This window comes from Cohnella candidum (assembly GCF_003713065.1).
GTDB lineage: Bacteria > Bacillota > Bacilli > Paenibacillales > Paenibacillaceae > Cohnella > Cohnella candidum.
This window is the reverse complement of record NZ_CP033433.1, coordinates 3,430,872-3,448,336: the sequence shown is the minus strand read 5'-3', so window position 1 is coordinate 3,448,336 and position 17,465 is coordinate 3,430,872. Positions and strand designations below refer to the sequence as shown.

Sequence of the window (17,465 nt, the reverse complement as noted above, 5' to 3'; positions counted from 1 at the left end):
AAACGAGGTGCCGGCGGTGATCCAATTCATCGAGGTGACGAAGAAGTACAACGAGCGGTCCATGGTGCTGAAAGGAATCAACTTGGAGATCAAGGAGGGCGAGCTGATTACCCTGATCGGGCCGAGCGGCTGCGGCAAGACGACGACGATGAAAATGATCAACCGGCTCGTCGAGCCGACTTCCGGAAAAATCCTGATCGACGGGCAAGACATTTCGCGAATCAACCCGGTCGAATTGAGGAGAAACATCGGTTACGTGATCCAGCAGATCGGCTTGTTTCCGCATATGACGATCAAGGAGAACGTCGCCATCGTTCCCAAGCTGAAGGGAATGGACAAAGCCGCTTATGAAAAAAGGATCGACGAGCTGATGGATATGGTCGGACTGAACCCGGACCAATACCGGAACCGTTACCCGTCCGAGCTCAGCGGCGGGCAGCAGCAGAGAATCGGCGTCATCCGGGCGATGGCGGCGGAGCCGTCCATCATCCTCATGGACGAGCCGTTCAGCGCGCTGGACCCGATCAGCCGGGAGCAGCTTCAAGATGAACTGATCCGCCTGCAGGAAGAAGTCAAAAAGACGATCGTGTTCGTCTCGCACGATATGGATGAGTCCCTGAAAATCGCGGACCGCATCGTGATCATGCAGGGAGGAGTCATCGTGCAGGCCGATACGCCGGACCGGATCCTGAGGCGGCCGAAGAACGATTTCGTGCGGACGTTCATCGGGGAGAGCCGGCTGAACGAGTCGGAGTCCTTAACGGTGGACGACGTCATGATCCCGAATCCGGTCATCGTCTTCCAGACCAGGGGACTCGCTTTCGGCGCGAAGCTGATGCGCGAGCGCCGGGTGAACGGCCTTCTCGTGACGGACCGGAACCGCCACTTCAAGGGCGTCGTTTCGAAAGAAATGCTCGAAGAGCGATACCGGGAAGAGGATCTCACGCTGCAGGAAATCATGAAAACGGATATTCCGGTGATTCCTCTGGGCACCAGCGTCGGCGAAGCCGTGGACACCATGAAACAGCACGCAATGAGTTATATTCCCGTCGTGAACGGCAGCGGACAAATCGCCGGCCTCGTGACCAATTCCAGTTTGATTGACGCCTTGCTTAAACAGATCTGACACGGAGGCCGAAGCCATGAACCTGTTGGAAGTGTTCGCTGCCCGCAAAGACGACATCGTCCGGGCCGCGATCGAGCACATTCAAATCTCTCTCATAGCGCTTGTGATCGCCATCGTGATCTCCATTCCGACGGGATTGATCCTGACGCGGTTTCCCCGCTTGGCGCCGCCGGTCATCGGGGTGGCCTCGCTGTTTCAGACGATTCCGAGCCTGGCCTTGCTCGGTTTCATGATTCCGCTGCTTGGCATCGGGATGGTTCCGGCCATCGTCGCTTTGACGGTATACGCCCTGCTGCCCATTTTGAGAAACACGTACACCGGCATCGTCAACGTGCCGAAGGCGATGAAGGAAGCCGGCGTCGGAATGGGGATGACGAGCTTCCAAGTGATGACCAAGGTGGAGCTCCCGCTGGCGCTCAGCGTCATCATGGCGGGGATTCGTACGGCGACGGTCATGTTGATCGGCGTCGCGACCTTGGCGTCCTTGGTCGGGGCGGGGGGACTCGGCGACCTGATCTTCCGCGGAATTTCCACCGTGAATACGGAGTTGATCCTGGCGGGAACGATTCCGGCGGCGCTGCTGGCTCTCCTCTTCGACTTCCTGCTCGCCAGGCTGGAAAAAGCGGTCACTCCCCGAGGAGTTCGAACGGGCGGGAAGCCTCGGTCGAAAACCGCCAGAAGGCTGGAAGCGGCGCTTCTCGCCGTCGTCGCGATCGCCCTGCTGGCGGGATTGGCCGTCAAGTGGCTGCAGCCTCATCGGGATTCCGTGGCGGTCGGCGGCAAAAATTTTACCGAGCAGGACATTCTGGCCCACATGATGGCGTCGCTCATCGAAGCCAAAACGGATTTGAACGTCGTTCGGAAAACCTTTCTGGGCGGTACCCAGGTGACGCACAGCGCCCTGGTGAAAGGAAACATCGATCTGTACCCCGAATACACCGGAACGGGATGGACGTCGGTGCTGAAGCGGCAGCCAGTGGGCGGGGGGCCGGAGGAGACCTTCCGCCAAGTCAAAGCCTCATATGAGAAGAATTTCGGCGTAACCTGGCTTGCTCCTTTCGGGTTCAATAACACGTACACTTTGTCGATGAGGAAAGATAAAGCGGAACAGGCCGGCATCCGGACCTTCAGCGATTTGGCCGGAAAATCGCCGGGATTGATACTGGGCGCCACGCATGAATTCCTGGAGCGCCCGGACGGCTTCGAGGGCTTGCGCAAGGCGTACGGAATGAACTTCAAGGAGACGAAAGGTTTGGATCCCGGGCTCACCTACGGCGCGGTGCGGGACGGCACGACGGACGTGAACGACGCGTTCTCCACCGACGGGCGGATTCAGGCTTTTCATCTAACGCCGCTTGAGGACGACAAACACTTCTTTCCGCCTTATTACGCGGCGCCGGTCATTCGACAGGATACGTTGAAGGCGCATCCCGAGTTGGCGGAAGTGCTGAAGCTGCTCGCCGGCAAAATCAACGACCGGGAAATGTCCTTGCTCAACGGGCAGGTGGATTTGGAGGGAAAAGACGCGCGGGCAGTGGCCGAAAATTGGCTGAAAGCGAAGGGCCTTCTTCCGTAAAAGGAAGAGGGCCTTAAATTTTTGTTTTTTGACAGGATTATACAGATATTACCGAGACTTTCTTCCTGGGCTGTTCGGATTATTTTATAATGATCTTACAACGAAGAAGAACTCCTAGGCAGGTGCAGCCTTGTCACTGCGGACTAAAATCATGTTGTATGTCGGGATCACGACGCTTTGTCTGTTATCGATTTTTTACGTGATTTTTCGCAGCGCCATTTTGAATAACTACGAAACGATGGAGCGCAACGATTCCCGGGAAGGGATGAAGCGGATCCTCTATTCGTATTTCGACGAATACCGGAGCCTGGGTTCCGTTACGCTCGATTATGCCAGCTGGGACGACACCTTCGACTTCGTCTCGACCCCATCCGATCCCCGTAAAGCCGAATCTTACGTGTCCGGAAATTTCACGGATTCCATGTTCGCCAACGTCCGTCTGGACATCGCGGTCCTTTTGGATGACGGCCGCCGCGTACGTTATGCCAAAGCCTATGAATCCGAGCTTCGACACGCGCTCCCTTATCCTCAAACGTTCATCGACACTTTGTTTCGCCGGTATCCCAATCTGATCGCCGGACCGCAGTCTTCCGGCACTGTCGGACTGCTCCTCCTGGACGGCAAACCGATCATTGCGGCATCCTATCCGATCCTGACGAGCAATAACGAAGGCCCGGCCCGGGGGACCTTGATTTTCGCCCGTTATCTGGACGAGGAATTCGTCCGCTACTTGTCGGAAAAGGCGGACACGCAAATATCCTTCCTCCCGGCCGGGCAAGCTTCGTCCGCCGTACCGGCCGAAACCGAAACGATCCGAGGTCCCGGCATGCGGGACTTCTCCTTCTGGACGGTTGCCGACGCTTCTACGATACAGAGCAACGTGCTTCTCAAGGACGTCCTGAACGAGCCCGCGGTCGTGCTTCAATTCTCCGCGCCGAGGGAACTCTACCGCCAGGCAGAGCGCAGCATTCAGCTTTACATGGTGTTTTTCTTGCTGGCCGGCGCGGCGTTCTTCGTGATCGTGAACGTGATTTGGCAGCGGCTCGTGTTCTCCAGGGTGAACCGGTTGAAGTGGGAAATGAAGTCCATTCGGACGGAACGGGACTTTTCCATGCGGATCCATGTCGGCAGAAACGACGAATTCGCGCAGCTTGAGAAATCCTTCAACCGCATGATGGCCTCGCTGGAAACCGCGCAAGATGAAATCAAATATCAGGCGGAGTACGATCCGCTGACTCGAATCGCGAACCGGAACGGGTTCTTTAAATTCATGGATCGGATGATAGAGGAAAGTTTGCCGGCCCGGCGGCCTTTCACCGTGCTTTTCGTCGACCTGGACCATTTCAATACGGTGAACGTCAGCATGGGACATCACACGGGAGACCTTCTCTTGCGCAAGGCGGCGGGGAGGCTGCGCGGCGTGCTGCGGGAAGGGGACTTCTTGTGCCGGCTCGGAGGCGACGAGTTTTGCGTCGTTTCCCCGGAAGACGGCAGGGTGGATGAGCGCGAAGGTCTGGCCGGGCGCATTAAGGAAGCTTTGGTCGAACCGATCGATCTGGGAGGCGGGCGGTTTCACTCCGTTACCGTAAGCATCGGGATCAGCCTGTTCCCGGAACACGGCGAGGACGCCGAAAGCTTGCTGCAGCATGCCGATGCCGCCATGCTGGACGCCAAGGAATCGGGGCGGGACGGCTATCGAAGGTACACCGAGCAGCTCGAGAAGAGTCGATTGCGGAAGAGCCGAATCGAGCAATTGTTGAAGCGGGCGGCGGCGAACGGCGAACTCCGGCTGCACTATCAGCCCAAGTGGGACGTCTCGGCGGACAAAGTGGCCGGCGTAGAGGCGTTGCTCCGTTGGGACAGCCCGGAGCTTGGCGCCGTGTCTCCCCTCGAATTCATACCCGCGGCTGAATCGACGGGTTTGATCCACGAGATCGGAGAGTGGGTGATCCGGGCCGCATGCAGGCAGTATCTCGCTTGGCGCTCGGACAAGCCGGACCTGTCGCTGGTAGTCGCCGTCAACGTATCGGGCATCCAACTGCTCACTCCCGGCTTCGCGGAGAAGATGTGCCGGATTCTGCAGGAGGAAGGGATGGATCCGCGCGCGATGGAGCTCGAAGTGACGGAAAGCTTCGCCATCGAGAAGTTCGGCGAAGTGACGGAGGTGCTCACGCGCCTGCGGGAAGAGGGCTTCCTTCTCTCGATCGACGACTTCGGAGCAGGTTATTCATCGATGAAGTATCTGTGCCAGCTTCCGGTCCAATGCATGAAAATCGACAAAGCCCTGATCGACAGCCTGGGCGAAGACCTGCGCCACCAGATCGTCGTTTCCAAGATCATCGAAATGGCGCACCGGCTGCAGCTGATCGTCGTCGCGGAAGGCGTCGAAACGTTGGAGCAGCTTGAATTCCTGCGGTTTCACCAATGCGACCAGATACAAGGTTATTTCATCAGCAAGCCGGTGCCGGCGGACCGCGTGTTCAGTTTCGCAGCCTCTTGATTTTCACGGTGCCACCACCCATACGAAAGCCGCCTTACAGGCCATTCGGCCGATAAGGCGGCTTTTTCTCATTCGCGTGGTTAGCCCCGCTTGTCATCCTGCACGGCGTAGAGCGCCCGCACGAGCAGATCCTGGCTGTAGTTGCCGAAGCTTTTGCCGAAAATCGTCAATCCCCGTTTGTTCGCGGATTTCTCGGTGACGGCGATCCGGAAATTGATGTCGCTCCGGTAGTCGAGCCCGATGTCCTGAAGCGTGACGTCGGAAATCCGGCAGCCGTCGATGTAACTGCCCTCGCTGTTGATCCGGATGAGCTTCAGCATGCCGTACTGGTTCAAATGCGGCGGCCACCAATCCGGGTTGAACGTGCCCCGAACGTCTCCGAAGTCGCCCGGACTCGTCCACAAGCCGATCTCCTTGTTGTTCAGGAAGAAATGGATGTCCGAAGGGTAGTTGTTGTTGAAGCCGGGCGCTTCGGAGCCGAGTTCCATCGAAAATTGGATTTCGGTGAAGGTCTGGTTGGATTTGAGGTAGTTCGGGATTTTGTATTCCAGGAAACCCTCCGACAGCCAGATGATTTCCGAGTCGATGCGCATCGGGTCGGCGAAATACCGAGGCTCGTCGAAATCCCCGATGATGCTGTCCTTCGTGGCCAGTCCGCAGGTCGGCAAGGCGTGGTAGTTGCTGTAATGGCCGACCTTGATCTCCACCTCGTACAGGTTGCCGATCTCTTTGCTCCGTAAATCCACCATCAGCCTCTCTTCGTTGAGGTAGCAGATTTTTTGGATGCCGTGCTTGCCGCCGACGGTGTTGATCTCGATCAGGCCGCTTTCCTCGAGCTTTTTGATGTGCATGGTGATCGCTCCGTTGCTGAGGTTCAGCTTGGTCGCGATGTCGTTCAGGTTGAGGCTTCGGTTATTCGCGAGCAGTTCGAGGATTTGAATCCGGATCTCCGAGCTCAGCGCTTTGAAGATGTTAACCCCCGACATGAGATCCTTGATATAGATCATGAGAGACATCCCTTTTATTTGAAGGTTTTTATTTTAGATAAGTATAAATCAATCAACCGAAAAAAGGAAGGAGAAAACGGAAAAGGCGAAAATCGGCGAAAAAACCGATTCCATCAGCCTTTTTTCAGCGCGAACGGAAGCGAAAAATAGCGATTTCTATCCTTCGAGCTCTATAAAAAACTAAAATAAAAAGATTAGAAAGCGGATACAAAAAAGCGTTGACAGCCAAAATGTGCCTATGTATTATAAAAACATGAAATGGTTTATAAAATTGTGAAACAAAAAACGGCGATAACCCGGAAACGGGTTGAGCATATTCAACCAATTCCTTATAGGGGGAAACGGACTCATGAAAAAGCTTGTTCATTCCGCTTGGGCATTGCTGCTCGTGTGCGCCCTCGTGCTTGCGGCTTGCAGCAGCAACAATGACGGCGGGAAAAGCGCCGGCGAAAGCCCGGCGGGAGGGAAGAATTCGGGAGGCTCCGGCGCCGGCACGGTCACGCTGACGTTCTGGACGTTTAATGAGCTTCACCAGAAGTTCTTCGAAAGCATGGCGGAGAAATGGAACGCGGCGAATCCGGACCAGAAGATCAAGCTGGAAGCGACCACGTTCCCGTATGACGACAACCACAACAAGCTGCTCGTCGCGCTTCAGTCGAAGACGGGAGCGCCGGACATGGCGGACATCGAGATCAGCAAAATCGGCAACTACCTGAAGGGAGATCCGCAGCTCGTTCCGCTGAACGACATCGTGGAGCCCGAGAAAGCGAATCTGGTCATGTCCCGCCTCGACAACTATGCCAAGGACGGGAAATATTACGGCATCGACTACCACGTGGGAGCCCAAGTGATCTACTACAACAAAGAGATTTTGGATCAGGCAGGCGTCAACGCGGACGATATCAAAACATGGGACGATTACGAGAAAGCCGGCCAGCAAGTGCTGGCCAAAACCGGAAAGCCCATGACGACGATCGAAACGACGGACCAATGGTCTTACTGGCCGCTGGTCGTGCAGCACGGCTCCGACTTCCTCGACAAAGACGGCACCGTGAAAATGAACGATCAGGCGAATTTGGACGTGCTCACGTACCTGCAGAAGCTCGTCAAAGAAAAGGTAGCGGTCGCCGCGCCGGGCGGGTTCCATCACGCGGAAGAGTACTACGGCTTCATGAACGGCGGAGGAGCGGCTTCCGTATGGATGCCGATGTGGTACATGGGACGTTTCACGGACTACATGCCGGATCTCAAAGGCAAGATCATTATCAAGCCGATGCCGGTCTTCAAGGAAGGCGAAATGAGATCGTCGGGCATGGGCGGCACGGGAACGGTCATCACCAACCAATCCAAAAACCAGGAAATCGCGAAGAAATTCCTGGCGTTCGCCAAGCTCTCGAAGGAGGGCACGATTGAGATCTGGAAGCAGCTCGGCTTCGACCCGATCCGCTCCGACGTATGGGAAGATCCCGCGCTGAAGGAAACGAACAAATTCACCGACTATTTCGGCACGAACCTGTGGGACGTTCTGATCGGCGTGCGCGACGAAATCGCTCCGACCAACATCAAGGAGAGAACGCCGGCGGTGTCCGACGTGATCAAAACCAAAGTGATGTTCCAAGCGATCAACGACCTGAAAGATCCGAAGCAGGTGCTTGACGAAGCGGCGGCCAGCATCAAGTAAGCCTATAAGAATCTCGTTGGCGGCTTTGCCGGAGGGAAGCTCCCCTCCGGCAAAGCTGAACACGTTTCAAGGAAAGGAGCTGAGCCGGATGACCAAATTCCTGTATTCCTCCCGCATCGCCCCCTATGTGTTCGTGTTGCCATTCATCTTGTCGTTTCTGATCTTTTTCGCCTATCCGGTGTACGCCACGATCGTCATGAGCTTTCAAGAGGTGCTCCCGGGGCAGACGCACTTCATCGGTTTGGCCAACTACAAGGATTTGTGGAACGACAGGTTCTACGCGGCGCTTTGGAACAGCACGCGCTATACGTTCTGGACGCTGGTCGTCCTCATCCCGCTGCCGATGGTGCTGGCCGTGTTCTTGAATGGGAAGCGAATGATCTGGAGCGGCTTCTTCCGCTCGGCGCTCTTCATTCCGACGCTGACGTCGGTCGTCGTAGCCGGCACGATTTTCAGGCTCGTCTTCGGCCAGCTCGATCAGGCGGTAATGAACCAATTCCGGCACCTGTTCGGGTTCCATACGATCAACTGGCTGGCGGGTTCGACGACGGGCATGCTGGTGCTGGTCGTCCTGGCGACCTGGCGGTTCGCGGGGATCAACATCGTGTATTTCCTGTCCGCGCTGCAGAACATTCCGGATGAGCTTTACGAAGCCGCGGCTATAGACGGCGCCAACGCCTGGAACAAGTTTCGGCGCATCACGCTGCCGCTCTTGAAGCCCGTTTCCATCTACGTCATCACCATCAGCATCTACGGCGGGTACGCCATGTTCACCGAGAGCTACATGCTGTGGAACGGCAACCACTCTCCGAACGACATCGGGCTTACGATGGTCGGCTACCTGTTCCGGGAGGGCATCGAGACCAACAACCTGGGCTTCGGCTCGGCCGTCGGAGTAACGCTGCTCGCGCTTACCATGGCGGTCAACGTCGTTCAGCTCAAATTTTTCGGCCTGTTCAAGAAGGAGGAGTAGCGATGCCAATCAAACGGTGGACCCCGCAAAGCCTTCTCCTGCTCCTGTTGTTTCTCGTGCTGGCCGTGCTTGCGGTTTTTCCTCTCTACGCGTTGGCCCTGGCTTCGCTGAAGCCTTCGAAAGAGCTGCTGCGGATGGGGCTTAACCTGAAATGGGATTTCGAAATCATGTCGTTCAAAAATTACGCATTCCTATTCTCGGAGAGCGCGAAGAAGTACTTGGTGTGGTACGGAAACAGCTTGGGCATCACCGCCGTATACACGGTGCTGAGCCTGCTGTTGTCTTCCATGGTCGGGTACGGGATCGCCATGTACCGCTTCCCGGGGCGCAACCTGATCTTCGTCTTCGTGCTGCTCGTCATGATGGTGCCGGTGGAAATCATCATGCTTCCTCTGTACAAGCAGATGATTTCCCTGCGAATGATCGATACGTTCCGGGGCGTCGTGCTGCCTTTCCTGGTCGCGCCGCTTCCGATCTTCTTTTTCCGGCAATACGCGGAGGGGCTGCCCAAGGATTTCCTGGATGCCGGACGCATGGATGGTTGCACGGAATACGGCATCTTCTTCCGCATCATGGTGCCGCTCATGGCGCCGGCGTTCGGCGCGATGGCGATTCTGCAGGCGCTCGGCAGCTGGAACAGCTTCGTCTGGCCGCTGATCGTGCTGAAAACGGGGTCCAAGCTCACGCTGCCGATCGGGCTCTCCAGTCTTGTCACCCCTTACGGCAACAACTACGACATCCTGATCGCCGGCTCGGTCATCGCGATCGTTCCGATATTGCTGGTATTCATCTTCTTCCAACGCTACTTCGTCTCCGGCCTGACGGTCGGCGGCGTGAAAGGGTGACGCTCCATGACACGAAATCCATCCCTTACATCCGCCCCTTTGATCGAGCAGAGAGCCGATCCCTGGATCTATCGGCATGCCGACGGGTACTACTATTTCACGGCTTCGGTACCCGAATACGACAGAATCGAAATCCGGCGTTCCCGTACGCTGCATGGGCTGCGGGATGCGGATCCCGTGGTTGCCTGGAGAAAACACGAGACCGGGAAACTGAGCGCCAACATCTGGGCGCCGGAAATCCATTTCATTAAAGGAAAGTGGTACATCTACTTCGCGGCCGCGCGGACGGCGGAAACGAATGAAGGGTTGTTCGACCATCGCATGTACGTATTGGAGAACGATTCCGAAAATCCGCTGGAGGGCGTTTGGGCGGAGAAGGGGCAAATCCGGACCCGGTGGGAAAGCTTTTCGCTCGACGCGACGACGTTCGAGCACCGGGGAATCCGGTATCTGGTCTGGGCGCAGAAAGAGCCCGAAATACCGGGCAATTCGAATCTTTATATTTCCGAAATGAGCAACCCCTGGACGCTGCGGGGCGAGCAGGTCATGCTGACGATGCCGGTTTATCCGTGGGAGACCATCGGGTTCAAGGTGAATGAGGGGGCGGCGGTGCTCAAACGAGACGGCCGAATCTACATCAGCTATTCCGCAAGCGCCACCGACGCGAATTATTGCATGGGCCTGCTGACGGCGTCCGAGGATGCGGACCTGCTCGACCCGAACTCCTGGAGCAAATCGCCGCATCCCGTTCTCGCCACCGACGAAGAGAAAGGCTTGTACGGGCCCGGCCACAACAGCTTCACCGTATCGGAAGACGGGGAGTCCGACATCCTCGTCTTCCATGCCCGCACGTATAAGGAGATTCAAGGGGATCCGCTCTACGATCCGAACCGCCACACGTTCTTTCGGCCGCTGAGCCGGTTTCCGGACGGAGCGATATCTTTCGAGTGAGAATAAAAGCAAAAAGCCGCGCGTTCGCCGGGTTGTTCACCGGACGACGCGCGGCTTTGCTTATTTGCGGATATCGGCAACGCTTCCCCTTCGGACCAGTTCCGTCGGCAACGTCAGCTGGGTCTGGACGTTCCGGCCTTCGAGCAGGTCGATCAGCATTTGGGCCGAATGGTAGCCGAGTTCGTACTTGTTTTGGTGAACCGTCGTGAGCGCCGGCGTGCTGTATTCCGTCACGTTGATGTTGTCGAAACCGATGATCGAGATGTCCTCCGGAATGCGCAGTCCGAGACCGCGGACAGCTTGCATTGCGCCGAGCGCCATCAAGTCGCTGGCGCAGAAAATCGCCGTGACGTCCGGCCGCTTCGACAGCAGTTGGTAGGCGGCTTCCTTGCCGCCTTCTTCGGAGAAGGATCCGTCGAGAAGCAGCGAATCGTCGAGCGACAGACCCGCTTCCGCCAAGGCTTGCTTGAAGCCATCCAGCCGCTGGATGCTGACGTGGGCTTGTGAGTGACCGTTGATGAATCCGATGTTCCGGTGCCCGTTCTCGAGAAGGTGCCGAGTCGCCCGGTAAGCACCCCCTACGTTGTCGGAAGTGGCGAATCCGACCTGAGGGCCTTTGAGCGGTATGTCGATCAGCACGCAAGCGATGTCCGAAGTGATGATTTCGTTCAGATAGGGATCATCCAGACGGATGCCCATGATGATCACGCCGTCGACTCCGCGCTCATGGCATAATGCCTTATAGGATTTCACCTTCTGCTTCTGCGGCGTCGTGCTGAACAGCACGAGATCGTAATTCAGTTCGCCTGCCCGGTCGTTCATGCCGCAGAGCACCTCGAAGGCGATGTTGTCCTTGGCGCTGTTCCGCGTAATGCCGGAGAGGAGCAAGCCGAGCGTTTTCGTTTTTTTCATGATCAAAGAGCGGGCGGCCATATTGGGGCTGTAACCCATTTGCTGGGCGAGTTCCGTCACTTTGCGCCGGGTCGTTTCGTTGACGTCGTCGTACCCGTTTAACGCACGGGAGACCGTCGTGATGGAAACTCCGGCTTTTTTAGCAATGTCTTTGATCGTAACCACGGGCAAATCCTCCGAAACGTTTTGAGAACGGTTTTTTTCATTGTAATGGAACATATCGACGTAGACAAGAAGAAAATAAAACGTAAAAAAAGCAGTTGAAAGTGCTTACACAACCTCGTATAATGAGGGCAGATGCCGAAACGTTTTGGAAACGGCATAAACGTTGCCTTTCATTGCCAGAAAAACTGTAAAATTTTTTTATTTTGTTTCCGAAACGTTTCGGAAAATCGTCATTAAACGAGGTGAGGACAGGTTGAGATCCAGGGTCATCAAAGAAAACGATCTGTTCCTGATGACGGATGAGGGCGGCGATATCGCCGCGGAAACCGGATCCGTCTTCGGACTGTTCACCCGGGACACCCGATTTCTGAGCCGTTTGGAGATCCGAATCAACGGCTTGAAACCGGTATTGTTGTCCTCCTCCGCCGATGAAAGCTGGCGGGCTTCCATCCGTTTGACCAACCCCCATATGGAGAAATCCGACGGTACGCTTATCTTGTGGCGGGAATCCGTTGAAATCGAACGCAAACGCTTTATTTATGACGGCGTTCTTTATGAGTCGATCACGCTGACCAATTATCATCCCAAAGCCGTAAGCTTCGAGTTCAGCACGCTCTGGGATACCGATTTTGCCGACATGTTCGTCGTCCGAGGCTACGAGGCGCCGCCGGGCGGGCAGAAGACCGTCTTGGCCCCGCAGCCGGGGAAACTCGTATTTCGTTACATAGGCAGCGACCGGGTCGTCCGGGAAACCCGGATCGAATGGGAAGGCGATCAGGTCGCGGATGCGGAAGGGAGCATACGGTTCCTTCTTTCCCTGCAGCCAAGGGAGAAGCAAGTCCTTTCTTTCCGTATCGTCCCTGTCGTGGACGGCCTGGAACCCGCCATTCACGCAGAGGAAGAGGCGCTTTCCAAACTCGAGCGTTCCTACGCGGAATGGAACGGCGCCACCGCGTCGGTTCAAAGCGACGACCCGCTGTTCGACCGGATGTACGCCCGGGGCGTGCAAGATCTAAGGGTCCTGTTGACCGATCTTGGGCATGGACCGTTTCCGGTTGCCGGGTTGCCGATTTTCGCGGTTCCTTTCGGGCGGGATAGCCTGATCGCCGCTCTCCAGATGCTGGCCGTACAATCGGAAGTCGCGAAAGGCACTCTGCGGACGATGGCTTCGATGCAGGGCACCAAGATCGATCCTTCGAGGGACGAACAGCCCGGCAAAATCATGCATGAGATCCGGTACGGCGAGCTGGCCAATCTGGGCCGAATTCCATTCACGCCGTATTACGGGACGATCGACGCCACTCCGCTCTTTCTCATTCTTGCCGCGGAGTACTATCATTGGACGGCGGATCGCGAATTGATGGTCGAGCTGCTTCCCCATATCGAGCAAGCGCTGCACTGGCTGGATCATTACGGGGATTCGGACGGGGACGGATTCGTCGAGTACCGGCGGGAAGCGGACGGCGGACTCGCCAACCAAGGCTGGAAGGATTCCGGCGATTCCATCGTCCATGAGGATGGGGAATTGGCCCGAGGGTCGATTGCGCTCGTGGAAGTTCAGGGGTACGTCTACCTGGCGAAAACCCGGCTTGCTCCCATCCTCGCCGAGCTAGGGCTTACGGATAAGGCCTCCAAGTTGTCTGAGGAGGCGGAGCTGCTGCGGAAACGGTTCGAGGATGCGTATTGGATGGAGGACGAGCGCTTTTACGCGATCGCGCTCGACGGCGACAAGAAGCAGGTGCGTTCCGTGACTTCCAACACGGGCCAAGCGCTGATGTCCGGCATCGTCTCCGAGTCAAGGGCGCGCGCGGTAGCCGAGCGCATGGTCAGCGAGGATATGTTCAGCGGTTACGGAATCCGGACGATGAGCAAGCGTTCCGCCGGGTATAATCCGATGAGCTACCACGACGGCAGCATTTGGCCGCACGACAATTCGCTGTGCATCCTGGGCCTGAAAAAATACGGCTTCAACCGGGAAGCCGTGCAGGTCGTGGAAGGCTTGATGCAGGCGGCGGCGCACTACGAGTATCACCGTCTGCCCGAGCTGTTCTGCGGTTACGACCGGTCTCTCGGCTATCCCGTATCTTATCCGGTCGCCTGTTCGCCTCAAGCTTGGGCCGCGGGTACGCCGCTGCTTTTCTTGCAAGTGCTTCTCGGCTTGAAAGCTGACGGGGTCGAACGCACGCTCTTGATGGACCCCGTTCTGCCGTCCACGATGAACGAGCTCCGAGTACGGCAGCTGCGCGTTGGTGAAGGCTCGCTCAGCTTGAATCTGCGGCGGGAAACCGGTAGTTCCGCGATTCTCGTGCAGGTGATAGAGAACTCGACGGGCTACGACATCCGCCTTCCCTACGCGGTCGAACAGTAGATATAAGCGGAAGCAACGCAGGGTAATTGATTTTTATGGCGGCCTGCTTGCAGGACACCTTAAAAATAATAAAGGTCATTCCAAGGGAGTGTTCAAGCAAATGAGAAACAGGGGTAAAGCTTTACTGGCACTCAGTATGGCGTTTGGACTGGTCCTGACGGCTTGCGGCGGAGGCGGAAATAACTCTGCATCCGGTTCGCCGTCCGCAGACGCAAATTCGCCGTCCGCAAGCTCGCCAAGCGCGTCGGCAAGCGCAAGCGCGCCGGCGAAAGATGTCAAGCTCCGCATCGGAACCTGGGACGGCGGAGACGGTTTGAAGCAGCAACAGCAAATTGCCGACAACTACCAGAAGCTGCATCCTAACGTCAAGATCAGCATTGAATCGGTTCCGGACCAATACGGCACGAAATTGCTCACCCAGATCGCAGGCGGTCAGGCTCCCGACATTTTCCAAATCGGCGACGGCGACGTCAAAATGTTCATGGACAAAGGCGCTCTCGAAGATTTGACTCCGTACATCCAAGGACAAAACGGCATCGACTTGAACGATTATTATCCCAACGTTCTGGATGTAGGCAAATTGGGCGACAAGTACTATACTATGCCCAAAGACTATTCCGATATCGGCGTCTATTACAACAAGAAGCTGTTCGACGCGGCGGGAGTTCCTTATCCGCAAGCGGGCTGGACGTGGGATCAATTCTACGATACCGCCAAGAAACTGACCAAAAAAGAAGGCAGCAAATATACGCAATGGGGCGTCAGCCTCCCGGGCGGATGGCTGCGCGCGATTCTTCCGCTCATTAACGCTTACGGCGGCAGCGTCATCAGCCCCGACGGCAATTCCTTCGAAGGCTTCATGAACAGCGACGGCACGGTTAAAGCGCTGGAGCTTTACCAGGACATGTACCTGAAGGATCATATTTCTCCTTCCAATACCGAATCGGCCGCTTTCAAAGGCGTAGACCTGTTCGGCGCCGGCAAAGTCGCCATGAACGTGACCGGAAGATGGCCGGTCATGGATTACGAGAAAAACCCGGATCTTTCCTTCGGAGTCGCTCCGATGCCGGTCGGCCCGAGCGGTGCCGCCAACACGATCTGTTATGCCGGTTACGGCCTGTATTCCAAATCGGCCAACAAGGATGAAGCTTGGAATTATCTCAAATATTTGACCGGTCCCGAAGGACAGGAAATCATGGCTCAATTCGCCTTCACCGCCGTCAAATCGACCACCGAAAAACTCGGTCAAGCCTCGAATGAACATCTGAAGCCGTTCCTGGACGATCTCGCGAACGTGAAGGAATTCCCGGAGAAAACGAGCACGTACTTCGGAGCTTCCGGCGCCAAAGCCATGCAGGGCGTGCTTGACAAGATGTTGCTGGGCAAACCGATCGACATCAAAAAGGAACTCGACGCAGCGGCCAAACAGGCGACTACTGACCTGGAAGCGGCCAAAAACCAATAACGTACCAGCGTTTCCAAAAGCGGGCGGGAAGAGCAACGTTCTTCCCGCCCCTTATCAAGAAAGGTGGGAATTCGCGGTTCGGATATTGTGAGGAAAGGGTGTTTTCATGGAAGCGGTGACACAAACAGACGTGAAAGTCAGAGGGCGAAAAAAGCGCTCGAAAGCGGAACGCAAGGAAGCCCGGATGTTTTATATTCTGACGGGACCGTGGCTGCTCGGATTGTTGATTTTTTTCGCGCTTCCGATGCTCGCTTCCCTGTGGATCAGTCTCAACCAGTGGGATTTGCTGACTCCGGAGAAATTCGTGGGTTTGAAAAACTACAGAACCGCGTTCAGACACGACCCGCTTTTTTGGCAGTCTCTTAAGGTGACGGCTTTATATTCGGTATTTTCCGTTCCTCTGGGTTTGGTTTTTTCCCTCTTGCTCGCTTTGCTGCTGAACCAGGGAGTAAGGGGCATGCGGCTCTTCCGGACGATCTTCTATTTGCCCGCCGTCGTGAGCGGCGTATCCGTTCTCGTATTGTGGGCGTGGATCTTCAACCCGCAGGTCGGATTGCTGAATACGATGCTCGGCTATTTGGGCATTGAAGGACCCGGTTGGATTTTCGATCCCCATTGGGCGCTTCCCTCCATGGTTATCATGAGCTTGTGGTCCACCGTCGGCGGCAGCATCATTATCTGGCTGGCCGGTTTGAAAGGCATTTCTCCTTCCTTATACGAGGCGGCTGAGCTCGACGGTGCCGGCGCATGGCAGAAGTTCAAGAGCGTGACGCTCCCCATGTTAACCCCGACGATTTTCTTCAGCCTGGTTACGGACATCATCGGCAAGATGCAGACATTCGGCGAAGCGTATGTTCTGACCAAGGGCGGACCGATGAATTCCACGCTGTTCTTCAATTTCTACCTGTTCGATCATGCTTTCCAAAATTTCCGGATGGGCTATGCTTCCGCGTTGGCCTGGGTACTATTCATTATTATCCTGGTGCTGACGATCGTTGTCGTGAAGTCATCCGCTCTGTGGGTTTATTACGAAGGGGAAAGGAACTGACGCCGAATGACGAACAGCACGCGCTATTGGATGAAAACCTCGCTCGCTTACGTGTTGCTTTTGGGCGGTTCGGCGGTCATGCTCATCCCGTTTTTCTGGATGCTGTCCACGTCGCTGAAGGAATCTTATCAGGTATTCACGACGCCGATCAAATGGATTCCCGACCCGATCAAATGGAGCAACTACGTCACGACGTTTACCAGCCTTCCGTTCGGCCGATGGTTTAACAATACGCTGATCATCACGGTTGCGAGCATCATCGGCGCGGTCGTTTCTTGCATTCTCGTCTCGTATGGCTTTGCCAGGTTCCGGGCCAGGGGCAGAAACGTTCTTTTCATTTTGACTTTGGCTACGATGATGCTTCCGGATACCGTAACGCTGATCCCCAAGTTCTACCTGTTTTCTCAATTCGGATGGGTCAATACGTACTATCCTCTCATTGTCCCTCTCTTCTTCGGCAAAGCCTACTTTATCTTCCTGCTGCGCCAGTTCTTCATGTCGATTCCGACGGACTTCGAAGAAGCGGCCAAAATCGACGGCGCATCGACGTTCGGCATCTTGTGGCGGGTCATCCTTCCGCTGACGCTGCCGGCGATCGTCACGATCACGATTTTCCAATTCAACGATTCATGGAAGGATCTCCTTCAACCGATCCTGTATTTAAGTAAACCGGATCTCTATACGCTTACGCTTGGCATTAACTTTTTCAAAAGCGAAAACGACGTCCAATGGAACTACCTGATGGCCGCTTCCTTCGTGACGATGCTGCCCTCGCTGTTCTTCTATTTCATTGGGCAAAAATATTTCGTAGAAAGCATTACGCTCACCGGCATGAAAGGATGAACCCG

General features: G+C 55.9%; 13 protein-coding genes. 11 read left to right on the top strand and 2 right to left on the bottom strand.

Going from position 1 to position 17,465, the window contains the following annotated elements; all coding sequences use genetic code 11:
* The first annotated feature begins 16 nt into the window (after positions 1–16).
* From EAV92_RS15750 to EAV92_RS15740, 3 genes are all read left to right on the top strand, one after another.
* Positions 17–1,126, top strand: coding sequence for an ABC transporter ATP-binding protein (locus EAV92_RS15750; RefSeq protein WP_123043764.1), 1,110 nt, complete (start codon positions 17–19; stop codon positions 1,124–1,126).
* Between the two features lie 16 nt (positions 1,127–1,142).
* Positions 1,143–2,702, top strand: a complete 1,560-nt coding sequence (locus EAV92_RS25045; RefSeq protein WP_123041986.1) for a glycine betaine ABC transporter substrate-binding protein — start codon at positions 1,143–1,145, stop codon at positions 2,700–2,702.
* Between the two features lie 130 nt (positions 2,703–2,832).
* Positions 2,833–5,202: a putative bifunctional diguanylate cyclase/phosphodiesterase gene (locus EAV92_RS15740; protein ID WP_164472804.1), complete on the top strand. Its 2,370-nt coding sequence runs from the start codon at positions 2,833–2,835 to the stop codon at positions 5,200–5,202.
* Between the two features lie 80 nt (positions 5,203–5,282).
* Here the strand turns inward: EAV92_RS15740 and EAV92_RS15735 are convergent, their stop codons facing one another.
* Positions 5,283–6,209, bottom strand: a complete 927-nt coding sequence (locus tag EAV92_RS15735) for an ArsR/SmtB family transcription factor (RefSeq protein ID WP_123041984.1) — start codon at positions 6,207–6,209, stop codon at positions 5,283–5,285.
* Between the two features lie 349 nt (positions 6,210–6,558).
* Between EAV92_RS15735 and EAV92_RS15730 the strand changes: the two genes are divergently transcribed.
* The 4 genes from EAV92_RS15730 (at position 6,559) to EAV92_RS15715 (ending at position 10,659) form a co-directional block, all read left to right on the top strand.
* Positions 6,559–7,890: an ABC transporter substrate-binding protein gene (locus tag EAV92_RS15730; protein WP_123041983.1), complete on the top strand. Its 1,332-nt coding sequence runs from the start codon at positions 6,559–6,561 to the stop codon at positions 7,888–7,890.
* 88 nt (positions 7,891–7,978) lie between these two features.
* Positions 7,979–8,863, top strand: a complete 885-nt coding sequence (locus EAV92_RS15725) for a carbohydrate ABC transporter permease (protein ID WP_123043763.1) — start codon at positions 7,979–7,981, stop codon at positions 8,861–8,863.
* Positions 8,864–8,865: 2 nt separating this feature from the next.
* Complete coding sequence (locus EAV92_RS15720) at positions 8,866–9,708, top strand: carbohydrate ABC transporter permease (protein ID WP_123041982.1); 843 nt, start codon at positions 8,866–8,868, stop codon at positions 9,706–9,708.
* Positions 9,709–9,714: 6 nt separating this feature from the next.
* On the top strand, positions 9,715–10,659 hold the full coding sequence (locus EAV92_RS15715; RefSeq protein WP_123041981.1) for a glycoside hydrolase family 43 protein: 945 nt from the start codon (positions 9,715–9,717) through the stop codon (positions 10,657–10,659).
* Positions 10,660–10,719: 60 nt separating this feature from the next.
* Here the strand turns inward: EAV92_RS15715 and EAV92_RS15710 are convergent, their stop codons facing one another.
* Positions 10,720–11,736 (bottom strand): LacI family DNA-binding transcriptional regulator, encoded by a 1,017-nt coding sequence (locus EAV92_RS15710; RefSeq protein WP_123041980.1) that lies wholly within the window; start codon positions 11,734–11,736, stop codon positions 10,720–10,722.
* Positions 11,737–11,989: 253 nt separating this feature from the next.
* Between EAV92_RS15710 and EAV92_RS15705 the strand changes: the two genes are divergently transcribed.
* The 4 genes from EAV92_RS15705 (at position 11,990) to EAV92_RS15690 (ending at position 17,460) form a co-directional block, all read left to right on the top strand.
* The gene (locus EAV92_RS15705; RefSeq protein ID WP_123043762.1) at positions 11,990–14,104 is read left to right on the top strand and encodes an amylo-alpha-1,6-glucosidase; all 2,115 of its coding nucleotides are present in this window, start codon (positions 11,990–11,992) and stop codon (positions 14,102–14,104) included.
* A gap of 100 nt (positions 14,105–14,204) precedes the next feature.
* Positions 14,205–15,569 (top strand): ABC transporter substrate-binding protein, encoded by a 1,365-nt coding sequence (locus EAV92_RS15700; protein WP_123041979.1) that lies wholly within the window; start codon positions 14,205–14,207, stop codon positions 15,567–15,569.
* Between the two features lie 106 nt (positions 15,570–15,675).
* Positions 15,676–16,617 (top strand): carbohydrate ABC transporter permease, encoded by a 942-nt coding sequence (locus tag EAV92_RS15695; protein WP_123041978.1) that lies wholly within the window; start codon positions 15,676–15,678, stop codon positions 16,615–16,617.
* A 6-nt stretch (positions 16,618–16,623) separates the two neighbouring features.
* Complete coding sequence (locus EAV92_RS15690) at positions 16,624–17,460, top strand: carbohydrate ABC transporter permease (protein ID WP_123041977.1); 837 nt, start codon at positions 16,624–16,626, stop codon at positions 17,458–17,460.
* The last annotated feature ends 5 nt before the right edge of the window (positions 17,461–17,465 follow it).